The following is a 14999-nucleotide window of genomic DNA, read 5'->3' as shown; positions in this document are numbered from 1 at the left end:
GCCATGCGGAAGAGCGGAGGACCTGCGGAGTCACTCGGAAACGTCTAAGGGGAAGCTACTCAACATCACGTAGAGGTTAAAGTTCGTAGGAAGCCAGACCATAAAAGTAAGGGCACGGCATGCCGTGCCCTTACTACAAATTTCCCTCTCCCCTTGCGGGAGAGGATTAAGCCTGCACTGAGCGAAGAGAATGTGGTGAGGGGGTATTCCTCACCTGTCACCTACTTGGCTTGGATTGGCTTTGCTCTTGCTCTGCTTCGCCTCTTTCGCCGGCAGCCTCGCCGTAAAATCGTACGCCCACTAGCACCGAGTAAAATAAGCTCCAAGCCCTCCAATAAAGAGGCGAAAACTCCCCTTGTCACTCTTGCTTTCTGAAGCGGTAGCCCATATTGCGCACGGTATCGATAAAGTTGTGCTCGGCGTCCTCTATCTTGCTGCGCAGGCGGCGGATGTGCACATCCACCGTGCGGTCTCCGCCGAAATAGTCGTAGCCCCATACTGAATTTAGCAGCGCGTCACGGGAATACATGCGCCCGGGGTGGCTGGCCAGAAAACGCAGCAGCTCGTACTCGCGGAAGGTCAACTCCACCGCCCTGCCGCTCAGGAAGACCTCGGCTTGGGTCAGGTTGATAACCAGGTCGCCGATAACGAGCTGCTGGTCGCCAGCATGTTTCTCTTCGCCGATGAGCTTTGTGATGCGCAGCAGGAGTTCCTGGCGGTCGTAGGGTTCGAGGATGAAATCGTCGCAGAGGAGCGTTTTGAGTTCGCCCGCGTAAGCGGCGAAGGCATTCTTGCTGACCAGCGCAACGAGGGGTAGTCTCCGTTCCAGTTTGAGAGCGCGGCACAGTTCTTCGGTTTTCTGGTAGGGCTGGCCTTCGCCCACCTCCACCAGCACCACTTCCGCCCCGATGTGGCTGACGTCTTCTTGTGGCTGAGCGACGTAACAGCTAAAGCCGTCCCCTTCAAGCTCGCGGGACAGCCTCCTGGCCAGCTCGGCCTGCGCCACGATAAACAGGCGGTTCAATCTTTTTTCCCCAGATGTCTTAAAAGCGTACGGGCACGCCCTTTTTTGCCAGATATTGCTTGGCTTCGGCCACGGTATGCACGCCGTAATGGAAAATGCTGGCGGCCAGCACAGCGTCGGCCTTGCCCTCTGATAGCGCCAGGTAGAGGTCCTCCAGCGAACCCGCGCCGCCCGAGGCTATTACTGGCACGTTCACCGCCTCCGAGATAGCCCTGGTGAGCTCGATGTCATAGCCGCTGCGGTGCCCGTCGGCATCCATGCTGGTGAGCAGTATTTCGCCCGCCCCCAGCGCCACCGCCCGGCGCGCCCAGTCCACCGCGTCCAGTTCCATCGGCTGCTGGCCGCTGGAGATATACACCTGCCACCACGGCACGGCGCCCTCGTTCTTCCTGGCGTCGATAGCCACCACCATGCACTGGCTGCCGAAATGCTCGGCGCCCTCGGAGATGAGCTGAGGGTTCATCACCGCCGAGGTGTTGAGCGAGACCTTGTCGGCCCCAGCTCTGAGTAGCCGATTGATATCCTCTATACTGCGCAGGCCGCCGCCCACGGTGAGCGGCATAAAAACCTTCTCCGAGATGCGCTCTACCACCGAGGCCATTGTCTGGCGGCCTTCGGGTGTAGCGGTTATGTCAAGGAAGACGAGCTCGTCGGCGCCGGACTTGTAGTAATAGTCGGCCAGCTCCACCGGGTCGCCGGCATCCTTTAGCTGGACGAAACTGGTGCCCTTGACCACGCGCCCTTCTTTCACGTCCAGGCAGGGGATAATGCGCCGCGTCAGCACGGTGAGCCTCCCAGCGCCAGCTTGATGAAATTATCGTAGAACCGTAGCCCCATCGCCCCGCTCTTTTCAGGGTGGAACTGCGTGGCTATAAGATTGCCGGAGGCTAAGACACTGCAAAAACTGATTCCATAGTCGGTCGTTCCCACCACCACCGAGGAATCTTCCGGCTCGGCATAATAGCTGTGCACAAAATAAAAGTTGGAGTTGTCTGGTATGCCCTCGAAGATGGGATGTGGCTTCACCTGTTTGACCTGGTTCCAGCCCATATGAGGTATCTTGTCCTCTTCTGGCAGCTTTTTGGCCAGTCCGGGCACGATGCCCAGGCAGGGCACCAGTCCGCCCTCTTCGGTGGCGCTCATGAGGAGTTGCAGGCCGAGGCACACACCTAACAGTGGCAGCTTCTGGTTCACGCGCCGCCTTAGTGTATCGGCCAGGTTGAGCCTTTCCAGCTCTTCCATGGCGGCGCCTCCCGCCCCCACGCCGGGCAGGATGACCGCCCGCGCCAGGGCTATCTGTTTGGGATTGGAGGCGACCTCCGGCTCATGCCCCAGCGTGCGCAGGGCGTTGATGACGCTGCGCAGATTCCCGGCCCCGTAGTCCACGATTACGATTCCAGATGACATAGGCTTTAAACAAAAAAGGGCACCAAATTGCCATCATCATAATAGGTAAGGGGTGGGTTGCTGTCAAGATTGGGCTAGGCATACACACGTTCTATCTGTGCGATAGATGGTGTGATTCAACCCTCTCCCTTTCTCAAAAGGGAGACTGAGAGGGATTTTCCTTGTTCTAGGGCCTGCTAGTCTCGGATTTCGGCAGGGGTTTAACGGGTTCGGACTTTGCTGCCGGTGTGTCAGTGGCCGGTTTGGCCTTGGCTTCTGCCGATTCTGATTTTTTTGCCGGTTTCTCCGCCTCGGCTTTTACCGGTTGTTCCCGGTCTGTCGCCTTGTCATCCTTTTTGCGGTGGTCGGTGACATAGAAACCCGAACCTTTGAAAATCAGGGGCGCCGGTGAGTAAATCTGCCGCCCTTCACCCCCGCAATGGGGGCAGCAACCACCACCTTCTTCGTGAAAACCGCGTTTCACTTCAAACCGTGATTTGCACTTGCTGCATTCGTACTCATAAATCGGCATGAAATTATCCTCGTAAAAACTGTCTGCTGATAGCTGATGGCTGAAAGCTGACAGCCGTCTTACTTGCAAAACGGGCACAGCGGATAGTTGCACGGCTCGCAGTTCAGGCACAGCCCGCCGTGTCCCATCTCCGCCACCTCCGCCCGCGTGATTTTCTCGCCGGCCAGCATGCGCGACAAAAATACCTCCACCACCGTAGCCTTGTTCCAGATGGCGCAGGCGGGCGCGCCCAGCACCGGGATGCCGCCAAGGTCTCCCACCAGGCACATGCTGCCCGGCATGACGGGAGCGCCGTAGGCGATTATTTTAGCCCCGCTCTGCTCCACGCCCTCGACGGTCACGTCGTCCGGGTCAACCGAAAAGCCGCCGCAGGCGAAAATCATCTCACAACCGCGAGATTTCATATCGAGGATGGCATCAGCTATCATTTTTTCGTCGTCCGGCACGACAACACTGTGGACTACTTGCGCGCCAAGCGCTTCCACCTTGCGCTTTATAGTATCAGTGAATTTGTCCTGAACCAGCCCTTTGTACACCTCGCTGCCGGTGACCACCACTCCCACTTTCTTGAGGATGAACGGCAGAACTTTTATCACCTTGCCCTTCTTGCGGCAGAGGTTTTCCACTTTGCGCAGGTCGGCTTCGGGCATGTAGAGCGGAATAATTTTGGTTCCCGCCAGCACCATATCGGGTGTGCAGACGGTATTGTTATGCCTGGTGGACAGCACCACGCCGTCAATAGAGTTGACCTCGTTGAGTAAAGGAATGTTGACCTTGAAAACGCCGGGGAAAGTGGCCGCCAGGTTGATGCGCCCTTCCTTGACGCCGGAAAGGCTGAACTCGGGTCCGGCGAAGGCCGCCGCCAGCCGCCTGGCGGCATCTTCCTCATGGACGTCGGTGTCCTGCCCCTCGATGACGTAGATATGCTCCTTGCCGATTTTGAGAAACTCGGGGATATCCTCGCGCCTGATGACGTGCCCGCGCGCGAAGGCCACCTCCTTGCACTTGCCGGGTATCACGCGTGTCATATCGTGGCCCAGCGTCATGCCGACGGCCTGTTCCACGTGTATCTTCTTGAGCATTTTAGAGACCTCCTGCCAGTGTTTGGTATTTTGATATTTTAATTTTGGGCTTATTTAGGATTTGGATATTCGAATTTCGTATTTATCGTCTTAAAGTCCTTTTAGTCTCTTCTCGTATTCCTCTCTGGTATTGATATTGACCACCACGCCCTCGCAGTCAACGGGCACTTCAAGCACTTCGTCGGGGTAGGCTTTCAGCAGCTCGCGCCCGCCGATGTCGCCTTTCTGTTTGAGGAGTTCGGCGCGGTAGCGCGTCGAGATGACGATGGGGTTGCCGCGCTCGCCTTTACAAGTCGGGACAATGATGCCCTTTTCCGAGTTCTGCGCCGCTTCGATGAGCTGGTTATAAACGCGAGGGGTGATAAGCGGCTGGTCGCCCAGCGCCACGATAACGAATTTTGCCCGGCTGCTCATCACGCCCAGGCCGGTTATTAAAGAGGTGCTCATACCTTTGGCGAAATTGGGGTTGAGCACCGACCGCGCCCGGCGACTGCCGATGGAGGCATTTATCTCCTGGGACTTGGAGCCCAAAACGACGATGACCTCTCCCGCGCGCGAGGCCAGCAGGCTATCCAGCGTGCGCTGGATGACCGTGCGGCCGCCGAAAGGCAGCAGGAGCTTGTTCAGCCCCATGCGCTCCGATTTGCCGGCGGCCAGCAATATAGCCGAGACTAAAGGTGTTTTGGCTTCGCTCATCATGACTCCGGAGGTGATTCGTTTGCGGATTCCAGGTTTATTGTCCGAAACGACTATATAGTATGTCATGAAAAAGGCGCAAGCGTCAAACGATTGACAATATATTGGAGGCAGGGATGAACCCAAAAGAGTCTTTTTTTAGTTGCCTAAACATCAGGATGCTTGCCTTAAATGTCTTGAGGTTATACGGCCAGGAGTACTGGCCACGACAGCCAAAACTACCCCGCGCTTGACAAAACACGAAGAGACATATTATAATATTGTCTTATAATCACCATTAACTAACATGATGGTAAATTAATAAAAAGGCGATGGGAGAGGCAGATGGAAAAAGCAAAAAATATACTGGTTCATAAATGGCGGATAATTACTATTTTGTCGGCTTTTATGGCATTAACGTTAATTCTTTCCTCTTGCCAGGGGGCTGCCCCCAAATATAGTTCTACTGAAGAACAGGCACCGAAGCAAAAAGTGGGAGTGGTTACCTTTGATTTGAGTATTACACCAGAGGCAGGAAAAGACACTAAGTTATGGTTACCATACCCCACGTCTAATGAATACCAACTAATCGAAGATGTCCATCTCAGTGGTAATTACAACAATGCTGAGGTATACAGGGAGCCACAATCCGGCAGCATAATGCTATATGCCGAGTGGTTACAACCCTGTGTACAGGCAACAATCAGCTATTCCTTTAAAGTAACAAGAGAAGAAATCCTAATGAAGGATTTTCAGGATTACTCCGGAGAGATCCCTGTAGAATTAGAGCAATACCTATTACCAACCAGCTTGAGCCCAACCACAGGAGACGTTAAAGATACCGCTCTTAAGGTAACCAAGGGGAAAACTACTGTTCTGGGGAAAGCAACTGCGATATACGATTGGATTATAGAGAATTTCCAACGCGATCCTAACATAGTTGGCTGCGGTGTAGGAGATGTAGAAGCACTTCTTAAGTCCCAAGAGGGCAAATGCACCGATATCTCCTCTGTTTTCGTAGCAATGGCTAGAAGCGTTGGAGTTCCTGCCCGCGAGATTTTCGGTATCCGCATGGCTAATGACGGAGATATAACCTCCGCCTATCATTGTCGCGCTGAATTCTACATTCCGAGGTATGGCTGGGTACCAGTCGACCCTTCAGATGTTAGAAAATATATGCTGAATAATGGCTGCGAACTGGATAATCCCGAAGTAATAAAATTCCGCCATTATTATTTCGGTAATCAAACAGAGACATACCTGGATTTTTATTCTGGAAGAGATCTTGTTCTCGTCCCAGCGCAAGCGGGTACCCCGCTCAACTACTTGATGTATCCTTATGCTGAAGTCGGCGGAAAAGTTCTGGATTGGTTTGTACAGCAAAACCTCAAATACACGGTTACTTTCAAGAGTCTTTAGCGATAATCATGCTTCCTTGTTTAGCATACTAAATTTGCTAATTGTCCAAGAATGCTGTGTCGGTGAAGTGATGCAGGCTCTAAAAATCTAGCAGACCACTGCATCACGCAGCCCCAATAATCTTGAAAGACATGGGATTTTTCAGCATAAAAGGATCCATTACCACACGTGAGCATCGGATAGAGCGTTGCTCTGCGTTACCTCTAGACGACGCCCAAAAAGTCGAATTGTCGTTAATTTAGCATTTATCGCTGCGTAAGTATCCCCTGTTACCCAGTTACATCCCTCTTCCGGAACAAATAATAACCCAGCACCAAGAACACTAAAGCGTAGATACCCAGCGTAATGAAGGCATGAGGGATACTCGGCAGCGCCCCTGTGGCACCGGCACCGTTTCCCGGATGGAAGCCCTGGGGGAGATTGTTCAGGGCGGTAATGGCATTCACATTGGCGGTCAGCAGGTAGTCCGGCACCTTGGCTATCCAGCCCCCGGCCAGGCTCATGAACATGGTGATGACGCCCTCTAGGAAAAACACGCCGATACCGGTGGCGATGCCCGGCATGGCGGAGCGGCCCACGATGGCCATGAGGAAACCCAGCAGGGCGTAGGGTGTAATCACGAAGAAGGTGCGCCAGAACTGCAGGAATTGTTCCCAGAAGTAAGAGCCGGTGGCAAAGCTGAAGTTGAAGGTGTAGCCACCGATAGCCGTGGTAATCAGGCCTATGATGAAGCCAGTGACAACCCCTATCAGCATGCCGGCAAGTACGAGAATGGCCAGCGAAATCAGCTTGGCGGTGAGGAACTTGAAGCGGCTCTCGCTCGATATGAGAGCCGTGCGTATGGTACGCCAGTTGTACTCGTTGCCCACGGAGCTTGCCGTCAGGATGATTGCCAGCACGCTGCCGAACGATGATATGATGGACAGCGCAAAGGGAATGGCCGCGGGCAGCCCCAGCAGGTCCTGTATATTGCCCATGCCCGGTCCGCCGCCAGGCAAATCAACCTTGGATATGGCCAGCAGGAGAAAATTCACCAGTGCTATAATGCCGACGAGGATAATTATCAACACCCCGGTCATGGTGCGCTTGCGCAGCTTGAAGAGCTCCGCCCCTATCATCCGGCCGAGTCCTGAGAAAGGCGTCCCGCTTTTTGCTGTAGAAGTCTTAGTCACCGCTCGCACCTCCGGTAAGCTGCAGGAAGACGTTTTCCAGGCTGTGGGTACTGTTTATCAACTCCGACACGAAAACACCCTTCTCCGCCAGCGCTTGGTTGACGCTGGCGCCTCGGTCAGGGGGAACGTCTATCATCAGGTAATCACCCTCTCTTTTCACCGACTTGACCCAGGGTAGAGCGCTCAGTATGGCCGCCGCCTGTTCCACATTTTGAACCCTGATTTGCAGCTGGTTGCCGCGCGAAAGCAGCTCTTTTATGGGGGCGTTGGCGATGACCGTTCCCTGCTTGATGATGGCGACATTTTGACAGACCATCTCGACCTCGTGCAGCAGGTGGCTGCAAAGCATGATAGCCCGGCGCTCGTGCGCCAGCCTGGGTATGAGGTCGCGTATCTCCTTGGTGCCTGCCGGGTCCAGCCCGTTGGTCGGCTCGTCCAGTATGATGAGTTCCGGGTCGCGCAGCAGTGTGGAGGCGATGCCCAGCCGCTGCTTCATGCCCATGGAGTAGTGGCCGTACTGGTCTTTGGCACGGTCTAACAGGTTTACCCGCTCTAGCACCTCGGTTATTTTGCTCTTCTGGATGCCACCGATAGACTCGGCCAGCACCTGCAGGTTGTCCCATCCGGACAGGTAAGGGTAGAAAGCCGGTTCTTCGACGATGGCTCCTATGCGCCTGAGGGCGGCCCAGCGGTTGCCGTCCTGCTTCACTCCGAAGAGCTCGATGCTGCCGGTGGTAGGGGTAATAAGCCCTAGAATCATGCCGACGGTGGTGGTCTTCCCAGCGCCGTTGGGCCCCAGGAAACCGAACACCTCACCCCGCCGCAGCTCCAGGTTCAGATTTTTCACCGCTTCCAGCTTTCCGAAACTCTTGCTGAGGCCGGTGGTGCGCAGGACAACGCTTCCCTGAGTTCCGGTAGCGCTCCGGGATTCCATCACTACTGTCATGGTCGCGTACCCCCTTTGTAGTAGCTGAATATCATTAACTATTCATCGTAACTTTATGGTACGGCATTGTCAATAATTATTCCGAATAAACTACTCCTCAATCGTGTCTCACCTATTGACACCAAAAAGAAGAGATGCTATCATGAGCGCCATAATAGTATCTTATGACTACTATTAAATATTTGAAGGGGAGGTTTCATGGGAACAGCTGCCGCAGTTTTCAGAAGCATCAAGGAAAACCTTTACGTCCCCCTGTTTAAGAAAGTCTGGCCGGTTTGGGCCGGAGCGTTAGCCTATGCCATTACCAATATTTTAATGGCGGCTTATGCCCGCGGCCTGGGTGTCTTCCCCCAGATTTCCATGTGGGGGGCTTCCCTGCTCAATGCCATCGGCATCAAGACGCAGGCTCCTTTCGCCGCGTATCCGGTAACGCCGATATTGAACGACTCGCACAGCATGATAAACTTCGGCATTGTTTTCGGCGTCCTCGGCGCCGCGCTCCTCTCGCGCGAGTTCAAATTGCGCACTGACAGCTGGCGCGGCTATGCGCAGGGATTTTTAGGAGGCTCACTGATGGGCTGGGGAACCGTTTTGACACCCCCATGCAATGTGGGCGGTTTCGGCACGGCTATTATGGCCCTGTCCCTCAGCGGCTTTCTCATGGCTATCGGCTTGTTGTTGGGCGGCTTTGTGGGCGCCCGCATACTGATGTGGCAGGCCAAACGCGCCATATCCGGCATCACAATAAAAGAGGAACCGGCCAGGCCGGCAGCAGAAAAAGCCTATACCTCCCGCCAGCCCATTATCGGGTGGGTTGTGATTGCCTTGCTGTTTGTGGCTGTAGCCGTCTATGCCAGCTTGAATAAGCCGAATTTCGGAATTCTGTTACTCTTCGGAGCCGCATTCGGAATCATCTTCCAGCGCTCCAGGTTGTGTTTTGCGGCTGCCTTCCGTGACGTATTTACCACCAAAGACACCCGCGTTCTGCGCTGGATTCTGGTCAGCCTGGCGGTGGGTATGGTGGGTTTCTCAATCCTCAAGTTCAAGGGTTTCATCCCGGCCGACCACTTCGTGTTCCCAGCCGGGCTGCATAATATCGCGGGCGGTTTTGTTTTCGGTATCGGCATGGTCATTGCCGGGGGTTGCGGCGTCGGGGTCCTGTGGCGCAGCGCGGAAGGCTATGTGCGCCACTGGTTTGCCATACTCGGGGGAATGCTAACCGCCGGCTCCTGGGTGCTGCTCTACGGTCACCAGGTGGGCCAGGGCTGGATATATAGTTCAAACGCCGGAGGGCTGGGCAAGGTTTTTCTCCCAACGGCGTTGGGGTGGGGCGGCGCGCTGGCGGCTGCCGCATTGACGCTGGCTGCCTTTTACACATTTCTGACATGGTTGGAGGCTAAAAAGCGATGAGCGCATTAACTGCTGTCAAGCAACAGGACGGAAGCTACTCGGTGGATATCAGGGGCTGGATGTGCCCCTACCCCAAGTACATGCTGGAGCCGCTTTTGAAAAAGATGGCCGGCAGGCAGAAGCGCATCTCCCTGCTGGTGGATTGCCCGTCAGCCGCTACGGATGTGCCGGACGTGGCGCGCAAACTGGGTTACAAAGTGCCTGAGGTAAGCCAGATCGGCGACGGCGAGTGGCGCATTATCATAGAATAGGTCATTAAAGGCTTGGTAAAGATGGGTGGATGTGGTTTCCACCCATCTTTATACCACGCTCGCCCCCGAGAAATTGTCTCCTACGACGTTGAGAATTGCCTCTACCTAGCCAGAATTGTGCGCTAGTCTACAGACGAACAAATCTCTTTCATTCTGGACAGAGCGGACTCGATTTCCTTCTTCAAAGCGACGAACTCTTCCCTGGATTTCTCGGTAATACATCCCACTCCGATTTTACGCATTCCTTCAACGGCGGCGTCCTGCAGCATCAACATCCGCTCATCTGCTTTTTTATACCTGTTATGCAATCCCAGGAATTCCGCTATTACTGACTCCGTAGCCTTCATGGCGTACCTCCTCTAACAGGATTAGACCATCCGATTCGGACTATTCTCTACCATTATTCTACACCCAAAAACGCTGTGTACAAACACTCTGCCCGAGCAAAGGGATTTAAGCCGCCTCGATTTTCCAAACCCTTGACTCCCTTCCTCCCCTGCTCTATGCTATGCCAGAGTTAAATACATGAGTGCGACTGTTTATCTGGTAGGCATCGGCCCGGGACAGGCGGAGCTCGTTACTCCCGAGGCGCTGAAGGCCATCGGGAAGGTATCCGTTGTCATCGGCCAGCCGGAGTGCCTTTTACTCGTCGAGGCTCTGACGCGCGGCAAAGAGGTTATAGCCGAGCGCCAGAGCCCCCTCGGGCGTTCGCGCCTGGCAGTGGAGAAGGCGCAGGCCGGGCAGGACGTGGCTATCATTTCCAGCGGCGACCCCGGCGTCTATGCCATCGCCGCCACCTTCCTGGAATACCTCAAGGACAATAACATCACTCTGGACGTAAAAGTCGTCCCCGGCGTGGGTCTGGCGGGTTACGCCGCGGCGCGGCTGGGAGCACCCCTGGGCAACGACTCCGCCGCCATCACCCTCACCGACCAGGGTACCCCCTGGCCAGTTATCAGAAAGAGGCTGGAGGCCGCCGCTTCCGCCGATTTCGTCATCGTCATCTATAACCCCTTCGGCAAGCTCGGCCCATCGCGCCTGCAGGAGGCGCTGAAAATCATAGCTGAGTATCGCACTGCGCAAACTCTGGTGGGCGTGCTGAGTAAAGCAGCCACCCCAGACGAGCAAGTCCAGATAACCACGCTGGGAGAGGTGAACGTTTTAGCATTGCCGGTTGATACACTGCTGATAATCGGCAACTCGCAAAGCTACGCCCGTGACGGAAGAATGGTCACGCCCAGACTGTACAGAGAGGGTGTGGGGTATTAGGATTCTCTCCCTTTGGTAAAGGGAGATGAAAGAGGGATTTTCCCTTTGGTAGGGGCACGGCGCGCCGTGCCCATTCTGTACGAACGGGTTTCATGACAATCGCGGTGACAAGAACAAAATCGTAGGGGCGAATGGCCATTCGCCCCTGCCTGTTACTCGATTTATCACCAGTCGATAATTTATCCGCCCGGGTTTTGCTCTGCTTGCAGTTCCTTCGCCCTGGCCTCTTTTATCATTGCCGTGGCTTTAGCGAGGGCTTCCACCACCGGCTCCAGCTTACTCATGTCGTAACCCACGCTCAGCACGTGGACATTGGCAGGCAGTTCCGCCAGACTCATCGGGAGCGACATGGGTAGAGGATTGGCATCCGTCGTAGTCACAGGCGTTTCGGAGGTCGCGGCGACATCTGGAGCGGATATCGCAGAAACCGGTCCTGGTGCGGCTTCAGGCGGTTTGAAAGCCTCCGGCGGCACCTCCACCCGCGAGATGACATAGCTCCCCAGCCTGGGGTTGAGCGCCGTATTGTGCCGCATGATGTCAGCGACGCCTTTGGCGTCCCACCAGCCGTCCTCTTCCATGAACTCGATGATGATTTCAGGGCGGGCGAGGTGATAATAATCGGCCACCAGTTTGAGCTCCTCCGGGCGCTCGCCGGCCACGTGTATCAGCATATCCGGCCACAAATTGTCCGCGCCAAAGTCTTTGTAGAGCGTCTTAAGTTCTATCCATTCCAGCCGCTCGCTCAACGTGCGCGCCTTCCAGCGCGGCAGGTACCAGTTCGGCCGCAGGCTCACATAGTAGTCCAGCCTGACCGAGTGGACGAGCGCCCCCGGCACCACGAACGAGGCGCGCACCAGGTTATCGAAGACCAGCTTCCTGGATTCCACAAGATCGGGCACGGACTCATCGCGGTTGCCCTCGGCGATATCGCCCTCCATGCTCGGGTCGGTGTAATAGTCGTGTGCTTTCCCCAGCCAGAGCTTGTCGGGGGCTAGCAGTTGCAGGAGCGCCAGTTCCCCCCATCTCTCGTAGCCCTCGCGGAACAGCGCCTCGAAAGAGTCGGCCACGGCAGTGTCGGCGACCCCGGTAAATCCCGCCAGGTCCGTTTTGCCCTTCAGCAGGTCGAACAGCGGGTCGAACAGCACGCGCATCAGGCCGTTGATGGGGTCGAGCAGGAACCAGTTGAGGTTGGCGTTGATCTCGATGCCTTCCAGCCTCATCTCTTCCTTGACAGCCTTGCTGGTCGCCCCGTAGGCCGCGCTCATGGCATAGGCTTTCTCAAGTTCGGCGGCGAAGCGCTCCTTGATGAAGCTTGCCCGTACTGTGTCGAATAGCTTATAAAACTCCGGCCTTATATCGCCTGTTATGACTACGGAGCTCATGTCGATTTCTATCGTCGGGTGGGTCACGATGAATTTTTGGAGTTCTCCGTACGAGTTTTGCCATGTTTCTGCCACGAATCACCTCCTAGTTTCGTCAGACCTTTTCCGGGGATGCGCCGCATAGGCGGGCATGGCTCACATCATATTAGCACATTTTGCTTTGCCAACATTATCATCATCAAAATAGAACCCGGCAGCTTTCACCCTAGCGGCCTGGCTGTCCTGAGCGGAAGAGGCGAACTGTGCGTCTAATCGGCGGAGCGCTTTACCGCTATCATCTCGGCCAGTATGCTAACGGCTATCTCTTCAGGCGTCTGCGCCCTGATGCGTATGCCGATGGGCGCGTGGGCGCGGGTGAGGTTGTCCTGGGTGAAGCCCCTGGCCAGAAGGTGAGAGAAGACTGCCTTGTTCTTTTCCTTGCTTCCTATCATACCGATATATCTAGCCGGGGTTTTGAGCGCGCCTTCGAGTGCGGCCTCGTCGCCCTTATGACCGTGCGTCACGATGACGATATAACTGCACTTATCCACATTTAGACGCGCGTAGGCTGACGGGATGTCCAGGACAAGCACCCCGGCGGCGTCCGGGAAACGCTCGACGCTGGCGAAATCAGGACGTTCGTCGATGACGGTGATTTTGAAACCGGCGATGGCCGCCATTTTTACCAGCGGCACGGCGATGTGGCCTCCTCCGAAGACGAACAGAGAGGGAGCCGCCGTAATGGGCTCGATGAACACCTCTGTGTCGCCGCCGCATATCATGCCCAGCTCCCCGCCCGCGTTGAGGCGGTATTCCAGCTTTTTGGCCTTGCCCTTGCGCATGACTTCCAAAGCCTCTTTGATGACGGCTTTCTCGACGGCACCCCCACCCACGGTGCCCATGATGGAGCCGTTGGCCCGCACCAACATCTTGGCGCCTTCCTCCCTGGGCGTGGAACCCGAAGCCGATATGACGGTGGCCAGGGCGGCTTCTTCACCAGCAGCGCTCAGCCGTACCAGTTCGGCGTAAATATCGTTCTGCATTTTTTACCTCCAGCAAGTTGAACCTAAGCAGCCTCGAAAATGTGAAATTCGAGTTTTTGGGCTATAAGCGAGCCTGACACCACGCGCTTTATCTGAGGGTGTCTGCGTGACAGGATGGCTCCGGCCAGCTTGCGCACATCGTCAGGACTTTGCGCCAACTCGACCTTGTTTATAAAAGGGACGATACGGGCACTTCGAGGAGCATACTGGATGATGCCTTTTTCGTCCGCCACCAGCGTGGCGATGACCTCGCGCGTAATAATGCCACCCTCGGGCAGTCCGGTCAGGCACGTAATGAGCTCCGGGCGAAAGGCGACCTCCTGCGACAGGGGAGAGTTCAGCGCGTCCATGCCGACCACCGCCACCACGAGAGTGGTGCTGTCTGGAATGACTGGCTCGGTAGCGTTGGGCGCCTTGATGGGCCTGCGCGCCGCCCCGTCCGCTTCATTGATTATGTAATCCGCCAGCTTCACAGCGGTGATTTTATCCACAGTCTCCGGCAGCAGCCCCCTGAGCTTGCCGGCTTCCGGCCTGAGGCATGCCGCGGTGACGTGTTTATGCCTGCCAAGCTCATCTTTCAAGCGCGAGATTAAGCGTTCCTCATCGTCTTCCAATACGACACAGGGCGATTCATCAGCTTCTGGTTTCATTATGTGCGTGGTGGTGGTGCTGATGACTTTTTTGCCGGCAAGCGAGAGTTCGCGCGCCAGCGCGAACATCAGGCTGGTCTTGCCTCCGCCTCCCACGATACTGATGACCTCGGCGGGACGCAGACCGAAGGCTTCCGCCAATCGGGATGTCTGCTTTTCCGCCGCGAGACTGATGCTCTTGCGCACGAGCAGCCAGACACCGCCTTCTTCCACGATTTGAGTGGCTGCAGTCAGGCCTTGAGATTCGACGAGCGCTTTCAATTCGTCGAGAGTAACGCGCCGTCGCCCCAGCCTGTCGTTGAGTATGCGCGATTCTTCGGCGATGCTGTCGATGACGCCCTGCGGAATACCCGCGCCGTAGCCACCCCCCACGAAGGCCAGCCCGCCGGGGGCCAGCACGCGGTATATCTCGCTCAAAATGCGCGGCCTGTCCATGATGAAAAAGAAGGCTCCACGTAAAATAACCAGGTCGAAAGACGCGTCTCCGAAAGGCAGTTTGTCCAGTGGGGCATTGAGAACTTCTATGCGGCGACCGAGGTTTCGGCGCTCTATTTCATGCCTGAGGTGCGCCAGGTATTCTTTATGGTCGTCGGCCAGAGTAAATTCCAGCGCCGCGTAGCGTGTCGCCAGCTCGTAGGAGATGCCCCACGAGAACGGCCCCAGTTCCAGCACCCGGCCGGAGTTGCGTCCGTAGACTGCCGTTACCTGCGACGCCAAATAGGGATACACCTCGCGCCACAGGTCGTTGACGGCTATCAAGTCGCTGATATCTATAGCGG

16 protein-coding genes are annotated in these 14999 nt (G+C 55.8%); 4 read left to right on the top strand and 12 right to left on the bottom strand.

Annotated elements, in window-relative coordinates; translation table 11 throughout:
* Positions 1-358: 358 nt before the first annotated feature.
* From C4542_09455 to C4542_09430, 6 genes are all read right to left on the bottom strand, one after another.
* Positions 359-1024, bottom strand: coding sequence for a DNA-binding response regulator (locus C4542_09455; GenBank protein ID RJO60506.1), 666 nt, complete (start codon positions 1022-1024; stop codon positions 359-361).
* Between the two features lie 19 nt (positions 1025-1043).
* Positions 1044-1808, bottom strand: a complete 765-nt coding sequence (gene hisF, locus C4542_09450; protein RJO60505.1) for an imidazole glycerol phosphate synthase subunit HisF — start codon at positions 1806-1808, stop codon at positions 1044-1046.
* Entirely contained in the window at positions 1802-2431 is a 630-nt protein-coding gene (gene hisH, locus C4542_09445; protein RJO60504.1) for an imidazole glycerol phosphate synthase subunit HisH, read from the bottom strand. Before hisH ends, hisF begins: the two co-directional genes overlap by 7 nt.
* Positions 2432-2597: 166 nt before the next feature.
* Entirely contained in the window at positions 2598-2942 is a 345-nt protein-coding gene (locus tag C4542_09440) for a zinc ribbon domain-containing protein (protein ID RJO60503.1), read from the bottom strand.
* A 59-nt stretch (positions 2943-3001) separates the two neighbouring features.
* Positions 3002-4024: a molybdopterin-binding protein gene (locus C4542_09435; protein ID RJO60502.1), complete on the bottom strand. Its 1023-nt coding sequence runs from the start codon at positions 4022-4024 to the stop codon at positions 3002-3004.
* Between the two features lie 90 nt (positions 4025-4114).
* Positions 4115-4789, bottom strand: coding sequence for a nucleotidyltransferase family protein (locus C4542_09430; GenBank protein ID RJO60501.1), 675 nt, complete (start codon positions 4787-4789; stop codon positions 4115-4117).
* A gap of 255 nt (positions 4790-5044) precedes the next feature.
* Here C4542_09430 and C4542_09425 point away from each other — a divergent pair, with 255 nt between their 5' ends.
* Entirely contained in the window at positions 5045-6118 is a 1074-nt protein-coding gene (locus C4542_09425) for a transglutaminase (protein ID RJO60500.1), read from the top strand.
* Between the two features lie 269 nt (positions 6119-6387).
* Here the strand turns inward: C4542_09425 and C4542_09420 are convergent, their stop codons facing one another.
* Together C4542_09420 and C4542_09415 are read right to left on the bottom strand one after the other, a co-directional pair.
* Positions 6388-7236: a hypothetical protein gene (locus C4542_09420; GenBank protein ID RJO60499.1), complete on the bottom strand. Its 849-nt coding sequence runs from the start codon at positions 7234-7236 to the stop codon at positions 6388-6390.
* A 46-nt stretch (positions 7237-7282) separates the two neighbouring features.
* Positions 7283-8224, bottom strand: a complete 942-nt coding sequence (locus tag C4542_09415) for an ABC transporter ATP-binding protein (protein RJO60513.1) — start codon at positions 8222-8224, stop codon at positions 7283-7285.
* 210 nt (positions 8225-8434) lie between these two features.
* Here C4542_09415 and C4542_09410 point away from each other — a divergent pair, with 210 nt between their 5' ends.
* The gene (locus C4542_09410; protein ID RJO60498.1) at positions 8435-9646 is read left to right on the top strand and encodes a hypothetical protein; all 1212 of its coding nucleotides are present in this window, start codon (positions 8435-8437) and stop codon (positions 9644-9646) included.
* Positions 9643-9897, top strand: a complete 255-nt coding sequence (locus C4542_09405; GenBank protein RJO60497.1) for a sulfurtransferase TusA family protein — start codon at positions 9643-9645, stop codon at positions 9895-9897. The genes C4542_09410 and C4542_09405 overlap by 4 nt, the downstream gene beginning before the upstream one ends.
* 122 nt (positions 9898-10019) lie before the next feature.
* On the opposite strand, the gene C4542_09400 is transcribed toward C4542_09405, so the two are convergent.
* A complete protein-coding gene (locus tag C4542_09400; GenBank protein ID RJO60496.1) occupies positions 10020-10244 on the bottom strand; it encodes a hypothetical protein in 225 nt (74 codons plus the stop codon).
* Positions 10245-10422: 178 nt separating this feature from the next.
* On the opposite strand from C4542_09400, the gene cobJ reads away from it, so the two are divergent.
* Entirely contained in the window at positions 10423-11166 is a 744-nt protein-coding gene (cobJ, locus tag C4542_09395; GenBank protein ID RJO60495.1) for a precorrin-3B C(17)-methyltransferase, read from the top strand.
* A 179-nt stretch (positions 11167-11345) separates the two neighbouring features.
* Here the strand turns inward: cobJ and C4542_09390 are convergent, their stop codons facing one another.
* The 3 genes from C4542_09390 to yqeC form a co-directional block, all read right to left on the bottom strand.
* Entirely contained in the window at positions 11346-12623 is a 1278-nt protein-coding gene (locus C4542_09390) for a hypothetical protein (protein RJO60494.1), read from the bottom strand.
* Between the two features lie 173 nt (positions 12624-12796).
* Positions 12797-13570 (bottom strand): xanthine dehydrogenase, encoded by a 774-nt coding sequence (locus tag C4542_09385; protein RJO60493.1) that lies wholly within the window; start codon positions 13568-13570, stop codon positions 12797-12799.
* A 23-nt stretch (positions 13571-13593) separates the two neighbouring features.
* The gene (gene yqeC, locus C4542_09380) at positions 13594-14979 is read right to left on the bottom strand and encodes a putative selenium-dependent hydroxylase accessory protein YqeC (GenBank protein RJO60492.1); all 1386 of its coding nucleotides are present in this window, start codon (positions 14977-14979) and stop codon (positions 13594-13596) included.
* Between the last annotated feature and the right edge of the window lie 20 nt (positions 14980-14999).

Source organism: Dehalococcoidia bacterium (genome assembly GCA_003597995.1).
Lineage (GTDB): Bacteria > Chloroflexota > Dehalococcoidia > Dehalococcoidales > UBA1222 > SURF-27.
Note: the sequence above shows the minus strand (reverse complement) of the source record. Positions and strands in the feature narration are given on the sequence as shown.